Annotated in this window: 15 protein-coding genes; 9 read left to right on the top strand and 6 right to left on the bottom strand. The window is 68.4% G+C overall.

Going from position 1 to position 13,125, the window contains the following annotated elements; all coding sequences use genetic code 11:
• Nucleotides 1-13: 13 nt before the first annotated feature.
• The 6 genes from ACVPT3_RS11315 to ACVPT3_RS11290 all read left to right on the top strand — a co-directional run bounded on the left by ACVPT3_RS11315 (nucleotide 14) and on the right by ACVPT3_RS11290 (nucleotide 5,529).
• Nucleotides 14-1,708 carry an alkaline phosphatase family protein gene (locus ACVPT3_RS11315; protein ID WP_492040987.1) on the top strand — a complete coding sequence of 565 codons (1,695 nt, stop codon included), beginning with the start codon at nucleotides 14-16 and terminating at the stop codon, nucleotides 1,706-1,708.
• A gap of 37 nt (nucleotides 1,709-1,745) precedes the next feature.
• Nucleotides 1,746-2,039, top strand: coding sequence for a type II toxin-antitoxin system HigB family toxin (locus ACVPT3_RS11310; protein WP_492040986.1), 294 nt, complete (start codon nucleotides 1,746-1,748; stop codon nucleotides 2,037-2,039).
• A gap of 12 nt (nucleotides 2,040-2,051) precedes the next feature.
• Nucleotides 2,052-2,429 (top strand): helix-turn-helix domain-containing protein, encoded by a 378-nt coding sequence (locus ACVPT3_RS11305; protein WP_492040985.1) that lies wholly within the window; start codon nucleotides 2,052-2,054, stop codon nucleotides 2,427-2,429.
• A gap of 165 nt (nucleotides 2,430-2,594) precedes the next feature.
• Nucleotides 2,595-4,040 carry a pyruvate kinase gene (pyk, locus tag ACVPT3_RS11300; RefSeq protein WP_492040984.1) on the top strand — a complete coding sequence of 482 codons (1,446 nt, stop codon included), beginning with the start codon at nucleotides 2,595-2,597 and terminating at the stop codon, nucleotides 4,038-4,040.
• Nucleotides 4,041-4,113: 73 nt separating this feature from the next.
• Nucleotides 4,114-5,151 (top strand): DNA adenine methylase, encoded by a 1,038-nt coding sequence (locus ACVPT3_RS11295; protein WP_492040983.1) that lies wholly within the window; start codon nucleotides 4,114-4,116, stop codon nucleotides 5,149-5,151.
• Between the two features lie 108 nt (nucleotides 5,152-5,259).
• On the top strand, nucleotides 5,260-5,529 hold the full coding sequence (locus tag ACVPT3_RS11290) for a hypothetical protein (protein ID WP_492040982.1): 270 nt from the start codon (nucleotides 5,260-5,262) through the stop codon (nucleotides 5,527-5,529).
• Between the two features lie 9 nt (nucleotides 5,530-5,538).
• On the opposite strand, the gene rnhB is transcribed toward ACVPT3_RS11290, so the two are convergent.
• Nucleotides 5,539-6,180: a ribonuclease HII gene (gene rnhB, locus ACVPT3_RS11285; RefSeq protein ID WP_492040981.1), complete on the bottom strand. Its 642-nt coding sequence runs from the start codon at nucleotides 6,178-6,180 to the stop codon at nucleotides 5,539-5,541.
• Between the two features lie 259 nt (nucleotides 6,181-6,439).
• On the opposite strand from rnhB, the gene ACVPT3_RS11280 reads away from it, so the two are divergent.
• The 3 genes from ACVPT3_RS11280 to ACVPT3_RS11270 are packed head-to-tail and all read left to right on the top strand — an operon-like array spanning nucleotide 6,440 to nucleotide 8,840.
• Nucleotides 6,440-7,117 (top strand): response regulator transcription factor, encoded by a 678-nt coding sequence (locus tag ACVPT3_RS11280; RefSeq protein ID WP_492040980.1) that lies wholly within the window; start codon nucleotides 6,440-6,442, stop codon nucleotides 7,115-7,117.
• Nucleotides 7,114-8,142, top strand: coding sequence for a sensor histidine kinase (locus ACVPT3_RS11275; RefSeq protein ID WP_492040979.1), 1,029 nt, complete (start codon nucleotides 7,114-7,116; stop codon nucleotides 8,140-8,142). Before ACVPT3_RS11280 ends, ACVPT3_RS11275 begins: the two co-directional genes overlap by 4 nt.
• Nucleotides 8,139-8,840 (top strand): VIT1/CCC1 transporter family protein, encoded by a 702-nt coding sequence (locus ACVPT3_RS11270; RefSeq protein ID WP_492040978.1) that lies wholly within the window; start codon nucleotides 8,139-8,141, stop codon nucleotides 8,838-8,840. Before ACVPT3_RS11275 ends, ACVPT3_RS11270 begins: the two co-directional genes overlap by 4 nt.
• Nucleotides 8,841-8,861: 21 nt before the next feature.
• On the opposite strand, the gene ACVPT3_RS11265 is transcribed toward ACVPT3_RS11270, so the two are convergent.
• The 5 genes from ACVPT3_RS11265 to ACVPT3_RS11245 form a co-directional block, all read right to left on the bottom strand.
• The gene (locus ACVPT3_RS11265; protein ID WP_492040977.1) at nucleotides 8,862-9,581 is read right to left on the bottom strand and encodes a cytochrome b/b6 domain-containing protein; all 720 of its coding nucleotides are present in this window, start codon (nucleotides 9,579-9,581) and stop codon (nucleotides 8,862-8,864) included.
• Nucleotides 9,582-9,710: 129 nt separating this feature from the next.
• Nucleotides 9,711-10,304: a DNA-3-methyladenine glycosylase I gene (locus tag ACVPT3_RS11260; RefSeq protein ID WP_492040976.1), complete on the bottom strand. Its 594-nt coding sequence runs from the start codon at nucleotides 10,302-10,304 to the stop codon at nucleotides 9,711-9,713.
• Nucleotides 10,305-10,530: 226 nt separating this feature from the next.
• Nucleotides 10,531-11,289, bottom strand: a complete 759-nt coding sequence (locus ACVPT3_RS11255) for a 3-oxoacyl-ACP reductase (protein WP_492040975.1) — start codon at nucleotides 11,287-11,289, stop codon at nucleotides 10,531-10,533.
• A 10-nt stretch (nucleotides 11,290-11,299) separates the two neighbouring features.
• On the bottom strand, nucleotides 11,300-12,118 hold the full coding sequence (gene ygfZ / locus ACVPT3_RS11250; RefSeq protein WP_492040974.1) for a CAF17-like 4Fe-4S cluster assembly/insertion protein YgfZ: 819 nt from the start codon (nucleotides 12,116-12,118) through the stop codon (nucleotides 11,300-11,302).
• 57 nt (nucleotides 12,119-12,175) lie between these two features.
• Nucleotides 12,176-13,111, bottom strand: a complete 936-nt coding sequence (locus ACVPT3_RS11245; protein WP_492040973.1) for an alpha/beta hydrolase — start codon at nucleotides 13,109-13,111, stop codon at nucleotides 12,176-12,178.
• Nucleotides 13,112-13,125 lie beyond the last annotated feature (14 nt).

Raw genomic sequence — 13,125 nt, 5'->3', positions numbered from 1 at the left:
TCGGAGTAAGCCTATGTCCTTGTCGCGCATCACGGTTGCGGCCGTGGCCGCCCTTTCGCTGGGCGCCGCCGCCGTTCCGGCCATGGCCCAACAGACCGGGGCTCTACAGACCGGGGCTCAACAGACCGCGCACGCGGCCCTGACGCCGCCGAAGCTGATCGTGACCATCGTCGTGGACCAATTCAGCGCCAATCTGTTCGATCAGTACCGCGGTCGCTACACCGGCGGCCTGCGCCGGATGGCGGATCAGGGGCTGGTGTCGATCAACGGCTATCAGACCCATGGCCTGACCGAGACCTGCCCGGGTCATTCGACGGTTCTGACCGGCCTGCATCCGGCCGAGACCGGCATTCCGGCCAATGACTGGATCGACGGCAAGACCGGCAAGGAGGTCTATTGCCTGGCGGCGCCCGCCAACCATCTGGCGAACGGTCGTGACGACGTGGACAACGGTCCGGTCGGCCCGGAGCAGCTGCGCGCCACGACCCTGGGCGACTGGCTGAAGGCCGTCAGTCCGCAGAGCAAGGTCTTCGCCGTTTCGGGCAAGGACCGGGGCGCGATCAACCTGGCCGGCCATCAGGGCCAGGCCTTCTGGTTCACCGAGGGCTTCGGCCTGACCACCTATGTCGAGCCGGGCGAGACGGCGCAGGCCAAGCTGGCGCCGGTCGCAGGCTTCAATCGCGACTTCCGCCTGGGCATGAGCCTGGCGCCGGTCGCCTGGGATTACACCGATGACCAGTGCCGCGCGCTGGCCGGCGACTGGACCATTCGCGGCCAGACCTTCCATTCGACCCTGCCGCCGGCGGGGCTGAAGTTCGACACCTCGCCGATGCTGGACGAGGAGACGCTGCACGCCGCCGAATATCTGCTGGACAGCCAGAAGCTGGGGCAGGGGGCGGCGACTGACATGCTGGGCGTCAGCCTGTCGGCCACGGACCGGATCGGCCATATGTACGGCACCCAGGGGCCGGAGATGTGCGAGCAGATGCTGCGCCTCGACGCGGCTCTGGGCGAGTTCCTGGACCGGTTGGCCCAGATCCCCGGCGGCGCCCTGGTGGTGCTGACGGCGGACCACGGCGGTTCGGACTTCGTCGAACGTCTGCACGACCACGGCTATCCGCACGCCCGCCGCGCCGACATGGCCGCGATCCAGGGCGTCAATGACGCGCTGAAGGCGCAGTTCAGCCTGACCGCCGATCCGCTTCAGGCCGGGGGCAGCGGGCTGATGGTCGCCGACGCCCAGCACCGGTCGCTGCCCGACCCGCTGCGGACCCAGGTCGCCGAGGCGGCGGTGGAGCTGTTGCGCGCCCTGCCGGACGTCGGTTTCGCCGAGACCCGTGACCGGCTGCTGGCGGAGCCCCTGCCGGACAGCCGCCAGCCGGAGATGATGAGCCTGCGCGAGCGGATGCGCCTGTCCACCGTGGCCGAGCGGTCGCCTGACATCCAATTCGCCTTCGCCCAGAACGTCAATGCAGGCGGCCGGGTGGGTGGAACCCTGGCGGGTCATGGCAGCCCGTTCGAGTACGACCGTCGCGTGCCGATCCTGTTCTGGTGGCCTGGCGCGACCGGTGAGGAACGGTTCCTGCCTATCCGCACCATCGACATCGCCCCGACCCTGGCGCATGTCATGGGGGTGGCGACGCCCAAGGTCGAAGGCCGGTGCATTGACCTGAACGGCTTTACCGTCGCCGACTGTCCGACCCAGTGACGCTTGTTCCCAAAACGGGATCGCGCTATAAGGCAGGATGAATGTCGTCGCCCGGAAGACTCTCCAGGCCTTCTGGACCCGTCATCCGTCGGCCAAGGGACCTCTGACGAGTTGGTACGATCATGCGAAGGCCGCAGACTGGCGGTCTCCGCAGGATGTGAGGAATGATTTTCGTTCCGCCGATTTCGTCGGCGACAACCGGGTTGTCTTCGATGTCGGCGGCAACAAGTATCGGGTGGTGGTGCGAATTTCCTACACCTTCAAGCAGGTGTTGGTGAAGTTCGTCGGCACGCATGCCGAGTATGATCGCATCGACGTGGAAACCGTCTAGGCCGAGGAGGAGATGAGCGTGCACATCCATATTCTTCGCGACGAGGCCGACTATCAAGCGGCCCTGGCGGCCTATGAAGCCTATTTTGACGACGAACCTGAACCGGGCAGCGAGGTCGGTGATCGGTTCGAACTGCTGGGGCTGCTGCTGGCGAAATATGAGGAAGATCATTTCCCTATGCCCGCCGGCGATCCGGTCGAGGCGATCCGGTTCGCCATGGAACGCCAAGGGATGAGCCAGTCGGATCTTTCGGAAGTGCTGGGGTCACGGTCGCGGGCGTCTGAGGTGTTGAATCGCCGACGCCCCCTGTCCGTGTCGCAAATTCGCAAGCTGTCCCGCGAATGGCGTATTCCGGTTCAGGCGCTGATCGGCGAGCCGGAGGCGGCCTGAGATGACGCCGGCGCGATAAACTCCTGTTTCGGACCCGTAAACTCGTGTTTCCCAGCGGGGCCGTGGCCTTACGTCGGGACAGTTTCATCGGCAGAAGGGGGCAAATCGTCCTAGGCTAGAGTTGTCTAAGCTGGGCGACCCAGAAACGAACAGGAAGCGTCCCCCATGAACAGAGCCCGCCGCGCCCGCATCGTCGCGACCCTGGGGCCTGCAAGCCGCGCCCCCGGCACGGTCAAGGCCCTGGCCCAGGCCGGGGTGGACGTTTTCCGCCTGAACTTCAGCCACGGCTCGCATGAGGACCATGCCGCCGCCCTGAAGGCTGTGCGCGGGGCCGAGATGGCCTTGCAGCGGCCGCTGGGCGTGCTGGCCGATCTGCAGGGCCCCAAGCTGCGGCTGGGCCGGTTCAAGGATGTCGAGATCGCGGTCAAGCCGGGCCACAAGATGCGGTTCGACCTGGACCCGACGCCCGGCGACGAAACCCGGGTGCAGATGCCGCACCCCGAAATCTTCAAGGCCCTGCGCACCGGCATGCTGCTGTTGCTGGATGACGGCCGGGTGCGGCTGCGGGTCAATGACCGGGCCGACGACTGGGCCGATGTGACGGTCGAGAGCGGCTCCAAACTGTCGGACCGCAAGGGCGTGGCCGTGCCCGAGGCCGTCATCCCCGTCTCGGCCCTGACCCCCAAGGACCGCGAAGATCTGGCCTTCGCCCTGCGTCAGGGCGTGGACTGGGTGGCGCTCAGCTTCGTGCAGAAGCCTGAGGACATGGCCGAGCTGAAGCGGATCGTGAACGGTCAGGCGGCGTGTCTGGCCAAGATCGAGAAGCCGGCGGCCCTGACCGATCTGGAGGCCATCCTGGACTATTGCGACGGGGTCATGGTCGCGCGCGGCGACCTGGGCGTCGAACTGGACCCCGAGGACGTGCCGGTGGCGCAGAAGCAGATTGTCCGCGCGGCCCGGAACCGCGGCGTGCCGGTGATCGTCGCGACCCAGATGCTGGAGTCGATGACCAGCGCTCCGTCGCCGACCCGGGCCGAGGCCACCGACGTGGCCAATGCGGTCTATGAGGGGGCGGACGCCCTGATGCTGTCGGCCGAGACGGCGTCGGGCGACTATCCGCTGGAATCCGTCGAGATCATGAGCCGGATCATCGAACGGGTCGAACGCGATCCCATGTGGCCCAAGCTGATGGGCGCCGAACACGCCGGCATGGACGAGCATGACGTCGACGCCCTGGTCGGGGCTGCGGCCATGGCGGCCAATGCGCCGTCCACCGGTTGTCTGGTGGTCTTCACCACCCTGGGCGGCACCGCCCGGCGAATGGCGCGCGAGCGGCCGCTGAAGCCGATCCTGGTGCTGACGCCCAACGCCAATACGGCGCGTCGTCTGGCCCTGGTCTGGGGTCTTGAGCCGCGACTGGGCGACCAGCCGGACTCGCTGGAAGACGTCACCGACGACGCGGTCAACAGCGCGGTGCGGTATGGCCTGGCCGAGCCGGGTCAGCGGATCCTGATCCTGGCCGGCACGCCGTTCGGGGCGCCCGGCGCCGCCAATCTGCTGCGCCTGGCCCATGCCCCGGCGAAGGCCAAGACGGCGGGCAAGAAGGGCTGAAGCCGCCCCTGGGTCAAGACTCTGGCTTAGCCGGACGATCCGGCTACTGTATGCGGATGAATCGGCGCCCCGCATGATCAAATATATCGGCTCCAAGCGCGCCCTGCTCGGGCATGTGACCGGCGCCGTGGCCAGCGTGCTGCCGCAGGGCGGGCGGGTCTGCGATCTGTTCTCGGGCACGGCGCGGGTCGGTCATGCGCTGAAAAAGCAGGGGTTTCAGGTCTGGTCCAACGACCACAACGCCTATGCCCACACCCTGGCGACCGCCTATGTCCAGGCGGACCGCGAGCGCTGGATCGAGCGGGCCGAGGCGGTGCTGGCCGAACTGCGGACGGTTGCGCCGCAAGCCGGCTGGTTCACCCAGGCCTTCTGCCACGACGCCCGCTATTTCCATCCCGACAATGGCGCGCGGATCGACGCCATGCGCGACCGGATCGAGGCCATGGGGCTGGAGCCCGAGCTGAGGGCGATCGCCCTGGTCAGTCTGATGGAGGCGGCGGACCGGGTCGATTCCACGGCTGGGGTGCAGATGGCCTATATGAAGCAATGGGCCACGCGCGCGCTGAAGCCGCTGGAACTGCGCCTGCCCGACCTGCTGCCGGCGATCGGGGCGCCGTGCAGGGCGACGCAGGGGGATGCGGTCGAGATGGCCGAACAGGTAGAGGCGGACCTGGTCTATCTGGACCCGCCGTATAACCAGCATTCCTATCTGGCCAACTACCACTGCTGGGAAAGCCTGGTGCTGTGGGACCGGCCCGAGACCTATGGGATCGCCAACAAGCGGGTGGATGTGAAGACCCGCAAGAGCGCCTTCAACAGCCGGCCCGGCATCGGCCCGGCCCTGCGGTCGGTGGTCGAGCGGATCAAGGCGCCCAACCTGATCGTCAGCTTCAACGACGAAGGCTATCTGAGCCGGGCGGACTTGGTGGAGATGCTGTCGGCGCGGGGCCATGTCCAGGTCGTCGAGATCGCCCACCCCCGCTACGTCGGCGCCCGCATCGGCATCCATAATCCGCAAGGGGTCAAGGTGGGGCAGGTGGGGCGGCTGCGGAACGTCGAACATCTGTTCGTGGTCACGGACCGGCCGGTGGAATTGCCGGTCGCCGCCTGACACCGGGATCAAGCGGCGTCGGGAACCCCACTCGGCGGGCGCCGTTGATCCCTCATGCAACCGCCCGTCACACACACCGGAATTCCCGCTCGCGAAGAGGATTACCGCGTGCGCCCGGCCGCCGAGCCCAAGTCGTGGGTGTCGGATCAGCCGGTCGAGGCGCTGGGCGCGGACGCGCGGGCCTGGCCTGATCAGGGCGCGCGTCTGTACACCCACAATGTCGAGCGGTTCGCCCGGGCTGAAGCCGCGCCGGCGGAGACGACCGAAGCTGACGTCGAGCCGACGGTCAGTCCGCCGCCCCACTGGATGATCATGATCGCCGGCGCCGCCGTCGCCGCCCTGATGGGCGCGCTGCTCGGCGGGATGATGCACATCTGAGGCGAGGCCTCAGGCCTCTTCCAGCAAAGCCTTGATCGGCGCCCAGCTGCGGCGATGGGCGGGGCATGGGCCCAGGGCCTTGAGGCCCGCCGTGTGGGCTGGGGCGTTGTAGCCCTTGTGTCCGGCGAAACCATAGCCGGGGTATTGGGCGTCCAGTTCGATCATCAGCCGATCCCGCGCCGTCTTGGCCAGGATCGAGGCCGCCGCGATCGACAGGGACAGGCCGTCGCCGCCCACCACGGTCTGGATCTCGCACGGCAGTTTGAAACGATAGTTGCCGTCCACCAGGGCCGCGACCGGCTGGACCTGCAAGGCCTCGATGGCGCGGCACATGGCCAGGCCGGTGGCGTGCAGGATGTTCAGGTCCTCGATCTCTTCCACCGACGCAAATCCGACGCCCCAGGCGACGGCGCGGGCCTTGATCTCGGGCTCGAGGGCGGCGCGGCGCTTTTCGGTCAGGGCCTTGGAGTCGTCGATACCCGGCGGCAGATCGTCGGGGTTCAGGATCACCGCCGCCGCCGACACCGGCCCCGCCCACGGACCGCGCCCCGCCTCGTCCACGCCGCAGACGGGGCCGTTGACGCGCTGGATCAGCACGGTCTCGAGCGCGAGGGTGGGGAAGGCTTTCGGATTCGCGGGGGCTTTAGCCATGGCCCGCCATCGCATGAACCTGGGCGTGACGGAAGCGGGGGGTCTGGTGATCATTCACCATCACGGCCGCTTTCATGACCGTGATGCCGGACATCACAAACGCCAAAAGCGGACGTCGGGTGAGGCTATCGCAGGATTAAGCGCGTCACAGGCGGCCGTCAGGTTCCTGTCAGCCTGAGCAATCAGTCTTGGCGATGCGGGGAAATCGGTCATCTCCTGTAGGATGGCAAAAGGCGCGCCAGGAGTTCGGATCTCGACCATGCGTCTCCTGCTTATTGAAGACTCGACGCGGCTGGGGACCCTGCTCCAGGAGGGGCTGAGCCGCGAGGGATTCGCGGTCGACTGGCGCGGGGATCTTGAGGGCGCCGCCGAGGCCGCCGCCAGCGTGGCCTACGATCTGATCCTGCTCGATCTGGGGCTTCCGGACGGCGAAGGGCTGGACTGGGTGCGGACGCTGCGGCGAGCGGCGGACCTGACGCCAATCCTCGTACTGACCGCCCGCGGCGGGCTTCAGGACCGGGTCACTGGTCTGGACGCCGGAGCCGATGATTATCTGGTCAAGCCCTTCGAACTTTCGGAGCTGGCGGCGCGCTGTCGGGCGATCCTGCGTCGACCCGGTCAGCGCATCAGCCCCGTGCTGACGCTGGGCGACCTGAGGTTCGATGTCGCCTCCCGGCAGGCGATCTGTGGCGACACCCCGATCAACCTCTCGCGCCGTGAAGGGGATCTGCTGGAGATGCTGATGCGCCGGGCCGGCTCGGTCATCACGCGCGGGGTGCTGGAGGAGTCGCTGTACGCCTTCAACGAGCCGGTCACCCCGAATGCGGTCGAGGCGGCGGTGTCGCGGTTGCGGCGCAAGCTGGATGACGCCGGGTGCGCCGGTCGACTGCATACGGTGCGGGGGTTGGGCTATCTGATGCGGGACGCCTTCACGTGACGCGGTCGCCGTCCATCTTCCAGCGGCTGGTGCTGGGCTTCGCCCTGATGAGCTTTATCGGCGGGACGATCCTGCTACTGTTTGTGGGGGTCGAATACGGCCTGTTGTCGCGCTCGCGGCGGGACGAGATCCAGTTCGTCGGCATCGCCAACGAGGTCGCCGATCATGTGGTCATACCGCTTCTGGTGCTGATCGCGCCCATGACCCTCGCGGCGCTCTGGGTCATCCGGTCCTCGCTGCGACCCCTGGGGGTCGCTGCGGCGCGGATCGAGGTCGCCCAGGCCGCAGACAAGGGCTTCCGGGTCGAGGTCGATGATTTCCCCACCGAGGCGACGGGTTTCGCGGACGCCGTCAACGGCCTGCTGGCGCGGCTGGACGAGGCCGCCAGCCGGCAGGAGGCCTTCGCCGCCGATGTGGCGCATGAACTGAGAACCCCGCTTGCGGTGCTGGCGTTGGAACTGGACCGACTGGACAGCGACGATGGCCGCCGTCTGAAACAGGACGTCGCGGCCATGTCGCGTCTGGTCGATCAGCTTCTGATAATGGCGCAGCTGGACGCCCAGTCTGCGGCGCCGGCGACCGCGACCCCGGTCGATCTGGCGGAGATCGCCGCCGAGATCGTCGCCCAGTACGCCCCCTTCGCCATCGACGAAGGGAAGTCGCTGGCCTTGGTGCGGGCGCCCGCACCCGCCGTCGAGGGACGGCGGGAGGCTATCGCAGCGGCGCTGCGCAACCTGGTAGAAAACGGGCTGCGGGCGACGCCCGCCGGCGGGGCGGTCACGGTGATCGTGGGCCCGGGCCCACGGCTTTCGGTGATCGACGGCGGCCCCGGTCTCGCGCCCGCCCGCCTGGCCGAGCTCAGCCAGAGGTATCGCCGGGGCGATCACGCCAGCGGCAGTGGGGCCGGGCTGGGGCTGGCCATTGTCTCGCGCATCATTGCGGCGCATGGCGGACGGATCGAAACGCGCCCGGACCGGTCCGAACTGATCCTGGCCTTTCCCGGCGCCGACAAGGACCGATCATGAGCCGACTGGAACGACACCCCGAACGCCATCTGGTGGCGCGGATCGGCTGGCTCCGCGCCGCCGTTCTTGGCGCCAACGACGGCCTCGTCTCCACGGCCAGCCTGAGCGTCGGGGTGGCGGCCGCCGGGACGGGCAAGACCGGGATTCTTGTCGCCGGTGTCGCTGGCCTGGTCGCCGGGGCCATGTCGATGGCGGCGGGCGAATATGTGTCCGTCAGCTCGCAGTCCGACACCGAAGCCGCGGACCTGGCGCGCGAGCGGGCGGAACTGGCGGACGATCCGGAGGCGGAGACCCGCGAGCTGGCGGGCATCTATCGTAGCCGGGGCGTCAACCCGGAGACCGCGCTCGAGGTCGCCCGCCAGTTGATGGATCACGACGCCCTCGGGGCCCACGCACGGGACGAACTGGGCATCTCGGACCAGACCTCCGCGCGCCCGATCGAGGCGGCCCTGACTTCGGCGGCGACTTTTGCGGTTGGCGCGGTCTTGCCGCTGCTGGTCGTCGTCATGGCGCCGGCCTCCGCCCTTGTCGCCCTCGTTTCCGGCTCGACGCTGCTCGGGTTGGCCGTGCTGGGCGGACTGGGCGCTAGGGCGGGCGGCGCGGGCATCTGGAAGGGGGTTCTGCGCGTGACGTTCTGGGGCGCGCTCGCCATGGGCCTCACGGCCGGCATTGGCCGGGTGTTCGGCACTGTGCTGTAGCCGTCGACGGTTTCGGACCTCTCAGTCCTTGTCTTCCTCATGCGCCTCTTCCCCGGCCTCGATCTCACCCCGCTCGGACGATTCCCCGGCCCCCTCTCTCTGCCCAGGCGCGAAGGCGTTGGGGTCGATCTGCGTCGCGGCGTAAGCGGAGCCGGCCACGGCCAGAATCGCCATCGGCACGGCGAGGCGCACCGGGGGCGCGGCGTCCTGAGCATGGGGGAAATGGGTCGTCTTCTTGCGGCCTGTGATCATCGCCCCGATCAGATTGTCACGGGTCAGAACCGTCATGGCGATGACGGCGACGACGTGCAGGGCGATCAGGGCCAGCAGGGTCCAGGCGATGACCTCGTGGGTATCCTCACCGCCCGTGACGCCGGTGAACACCGTGGCGGCGGTCAGGGCGAGCAGGCCAATGACAGCAATCCCGCCCAGGGGGTTGTGGCCCAGCGAGGCGTGAACCCGACCGGCGAACAGGCCCGTGACATGCCCCATCATCCGCGAGGGCCTGATCAGGTTGGCGAAGCGCGCATGCTCGCCGCCGACGACGCCCCAGACCAGTCGGAAGGCGATCAGCACCGCCGCGACCCAGCCGGCCAGCTGGTGCCAATCTGACAGGACGCTGTCCTCTTCCGACGATAGGAACGCCAGGGCGATCGAGGCGACGAGCATCCAGTGGAACAGGCGCACGCCGAGGTCCCAGGTCTTGATGGTTCTGATCGGCGGGGTGGGGATGGCGGTCATGATCGATCTCCGTTCGAGCGGAGATCTGAACCTTGAAACTGACCGCACCCTGACACCGAACGAACCGGTTCGGGGTCCGCCACGGGTCGATCTCAGTCATCGTTCAAGACCTGAATTCCGACCTTGGAGTCAGAGGTTCATCGCCCGGACTTCCCTATGTCGGAAGCAGGTCGTCTGGTGGTCGTTGACCATGCCCACGGCCTGCATGAAGGCGTAGACGATGACCGGGCCGCAGAAGTTGAAGCCGCGTTTTTTCAGGGCCTTGGCCATGGCGACGGACTGTTCGGTCCGGGTCGGGGCCTGGCGGAAGTCGGCGAAGGGGGTGTGGATCGGTTCGCCGCCGACGAAGGACCAGAGCCATTCGGAGAAGTCTTCTCCGTTGTCTCGCATCTCGAGCCAGATCTGGGCGCCGCGGATGGCGGCGTTGATCTTGGCGCGGGAGCGGATGATGCGGGCGTCGCCCAGCAGGCGCTGGATGTCGGCCTCGTCGTAGCGGGCGACAATCTCGGGGTCGAAACCGTCGAAGGCGTCGCGGATGCCCTCGCGCTTTCGCAGGATGGTGATCCAGGCGAGGCCGGCCTGGAAGCCGTCGAGGACCAGTTTCTCCCACAGGGCGCGGGGATCGCGTTCCGGCACGCCCCATTCGGAGTCGTGATAGGCGATGTAGAGCGGGTCGGTGGTCCCGCACCAGCCGCAGCGGCCCGAGGTGTGTGAGTCGGTCATTCGGCGATGTTGCCGGTTTGTTCAGGATCAGGGAAGTGGGGGCTTTCGTCATCCTCCGACGAGCGTAGCGAGATCGGGGGACCCAGCGGCGCGCGAGAGCGCGAACCTGTCGCGGGAGAGATGTTTCAACGTCGTGCGGCGGATAGATTTCGCCTGACGGCGCCGCTGGGGCCCCCGGTCTGCGCCGCAAAGAGGCGGCTTGCCGGAGGATGACGAAAGGCGCAGCTCAGTCCCTGACCAAACCCCCGTCCACCACCAGGTTCTGGCCGGTCACCGCACGGCTCCAGGGGGAGGCGAAGAACAGGGCGGCGTCGGCGAATTCCTCGGGCGTGGTGACAGACCGCAGCGGGGTCATGCCGGCGATGAAGTCGAAGACGGCTTCCGGCGTGGCGGCGCTGGCGTCGGTGGTGCGCAGCAGGCCGCCGGAGACCATGTTGACGGTGATGCCGTCGGGGCCCAGGTCGCCGGCCGCGGTGCGGGTCAGGGACAGGAGCGCAGCCTTGGCGGCGGTGTAGTCGTGATAGGGCACGACCGGGTTCTGGAACAGGTTTGTGCCGATGTTGATGACGCGGCCGAACTTGCCGGCGGCCATGCCCGGCGCCGTGGCCTGGATGGTGTTCAGGGCGCCGTGCATCACGGTGGAGAACTGGGCCGCCAGTTCGTCCCAGCTGATTTCGGTCATCTGGGACCGGGCGTCGCCGTTGAAACTGTAGTCCAGGGCGTTGTTGACGACGGTGGTGACGGGGGCGGCGAACCGGGCCTGGGCGGCGGCGACCAGGGCGTCGACGGCGGCGCGGTCAGTCACGTCAGCCTGAAGGGCGATGGCGCGGTCGCCGATCTCTGCCGCCAGGGCGGTCGCGGCCTCGCCGCTGGCGCGCCAGTTGATGATCACGCGCGCCCCTTCACGCGCGAAGGCGCGGACGGCGGCGGCGCCGACGCCGCGCGCGCCGCCGGTGACGAGGACGATCTGGTCGGCGATCTTCATGGGAGACGACTCACGCGTTGGTGGAGGGGATCACGTCCTGACGCATCCAGGCGGGCCGACGCAAGCGCACGGGACGGCCCTCGACGGTCAGGTCGCCGTCGATACGGTCGATGCGCACAAGCGCCATGGCCGAGCCGTCGCGGCCCGACAGCACCTCGCCCGCCCGTAGCTCGCCTTTCAGCACCTCGGCGCCGAAGGCGGGCGGCGGGCCGTCGAAGTCGAGCGGCATCATCCGGTTCTTGATCACGCCCCGGCGCTTCATGCGCGACGTCGTCTCCTGGCCGACGAAACAGCCTTTCTGGAAGTCGATCCCGTTCAACAGGTCGAAGTCCGCCTCGATCGGATAGGTCTTGTCCTGTGGAGCGTCGGCGGTCGGATCGGGGACGCCGATCGACAGACGGTGGGCGTCATAGTCGGCCTCGGTGGCGTCGCCCTTGCTCTCGCTTGTCGCGGCCTCGCCGTACAGGCGGCTGCCCATCAGGGGTGTTCGCGGGTCGGGAATGAAGTCGGCGGGCGCATCCTGCCAGGCGGCGAAGACCGGGCGGTCGTCGGCGGCCACCTGGACCTTGGCGCGGAGCCTGTACATCGACAGCCGCTGGATCAGGGCGTTACGGCGCTCGGCGGCTACGTCCAGCAGGCCGCCCTCGGCCTCGCCCAGGATGAACAGGTCGAACAGCAGCCGGCCGGGCGGGGACAGCAGGGCGCCGAACCGCAGCTCGCCGTCGGCCAGCGTCTCCACGTCCTGGGTCAGCAGATTGTGCAGGAAGGGCCTGGCCTCCTCGCCCGTGACGGAGATGAGGGCGCGGGAGGAGAGGCGGGCGATGGGCATGGCGCCAAGATAGGGACGCGCGCCTCCGGGCTCCAGACCTGTTGTCGCCGCAAGCCGTCAGTGGGGCGTTCGGTCCTGGATGAAGGCCGCCACATCCTCGACCACGCCGGGCGCCAGGGGCAGGTCGGGGCTGGAATAGGCGGCGATGTTTGCGGCCCGGTCCGCGGGGGCGGTCTTCAGCACATGATTGACGCCGTCCCACAGCTTCAGGGTCGCCTGCGGATCGGCGGCGGCCAGGGCCTGGGCGTCGGCGACGCCGACCTGGATGTCGGTGGTCCCCTGGCCGATGAAGACCGGGCCTTCATAGGCGGCGATCAGGGCGGCGGGGTCCAGCGGCAGCCAGGAGATCAGATAGGGCTGGACTGAGGGGCGGAACAGGGCGGCCAGGGCGGGCGGCGTATCGGCGACGGTGCGGCCTGCCTCCAGTTCGGTCAGGGCGGAAAAGGCCTGGGTCTTCATCGGTTGGGGCAGGGCGGCCAGTTGTTCGCGAATGACCACGCCCGCCGGACGACCGGCGCCGGATAGCAGGACCAGGCCGCAGACTTTGCTGGATTCGGGGTCGTCGCCGCCCTCGACGGCCTTCAGGGCGATAAGGGCGCCCTCGCTGTGGCCGATCAGCCAGGCGCAGGGCTTGTCGGCACGGCCGGCGGCCTCGGCGGCCCAGGCGTGGGCGTCGGCGACATAGGCGTCAAAGCGCAGATCGAACTCATCTCCTCCGGCCGCCGCGCTCTGGCCGACGCCCCGCTTGTCGATGCGAAGAGTGGCGATTCCCTGCGCCGCCAGCCCGTCCGCCAGCAGGCGGTAGGTCGAAGCTGAGACGCCGAGAGGATTGTTTCCATCGCGATCCGTCGGGCCGGAGCCCGGCAGGATGACGGCGACGGCGCTCGCATTCTCGGGCGTCAGCAGGGTTCCGTGCAGGGGCGCGGGCTGGGCGGGCAGGGCGATCTCGGTGGAGACCGGACCGGCGAGCAGGGCTAGGGTCAGCATCAACATGGCGGCCTCCTAGG

Source organism: Brevundimonas sp. FV1ps31S (assembly GCF_058681265.1).
This window is presented reverse-complemented; position numbering and strand designations above follow the sequence as displayed.

Excerpts from the sequence above, each read along its gene's own strand:
- ACVPT3_RS11305 (WP_492040985.1), top strand. The coding sequence starts at position 2,052 with ATGAGCGTGCACATCCATATTCTTCGCGACGAGGCCGACTATCAAGCG.
- ACVPT3_RS11265 (WP_492040977.1), bottom strand. The coding sequence starts at position 9,581 with ATGACCGCCATCCCCACCCCGCCGATCAGAACCATCAAGACCTGGGAC.
- ACVPT3_RS11310 (WP_492040986.1), top strand. The coding sequence starts at position 1,746 with ATGAATGTCGTCGCCCGGAAGACTCTCCAGGCCTTCTGGACCCGTCAT.
- ACVPT3_RS11245 (WP_492040973.1), bottom strand. The coding sequence starts at position 13,111 with ATGTTGATGCTGACCCTAGCCCTGCTCGCCGGTCCGGTCTCCACCGAG.
- ACVPT3_RS11270 (WP_492040978.1), top strand. The coding sequence starts at position 8,139 with ATGAGCCGACTGGAACGACACCCCGAACGCCATCTGGTGGCGCGGATC.
- ACVPT3_RS11255 (WP_492040975.1), bottom strand. The coding sequence starts at position 11,289 with ATGAAGATCGCCGACCAGATCGTCCTCGTCACCGGCGGCGCGCGCGGC.
- ACVPT3_RS11315 (WP_492040987.1), top strand. The coding sequence starts at position 14 with ATGTCCTTGTCGCGCATCACGGTTGCGGCCGTGGCCGCCCTTTCGCTG.
- pyk (WP_492040984.1), top strand. The coding sequence starts at position 2,595 with ATGAACAGAGCCCGCCGCGCCCGCATCGTCGCGACCCTGGGGCCTGCA.
- ACVPT3_RS11260 (WP_492040976.1), bottom strand. The coding sequence starts at position 10,304 with ATGACCGACTCACACACCTCGGGCCGCTGCGGCTGGTGCGGGACCACC.
- ACVPT3_RS11295 (WP_492040983.1), top strand. The coding sequence starts at position 4,114 with ATGATCAAATATATCGGCTCCAAGCGCGCCCTGCTCGGGCATGTGACC.
- ACVPT3_RS11280 (WP_492040980.1), top strand. The coding sequence starts at position 6,440 with ATGCGTCTCCTGCTTATTGAAGACTCGACGCGGCTGGGGACCCTGCTC.
- ygfZ (WP_492040974.1), bottom strand. The coding sequence starts at position 12,118 with ATGCCCATCGCCCGCCTCTCCTCCCGCGCCCTCATCTCCGTCACGGGC.
- rnhB (WP_492040981.1), bottom strand. The coding sequence starts at position 6,180 with ATGGCTAAAGCCCCCGCGAATCCGAAAGCCTTCCCCACCCTCGCGCTC.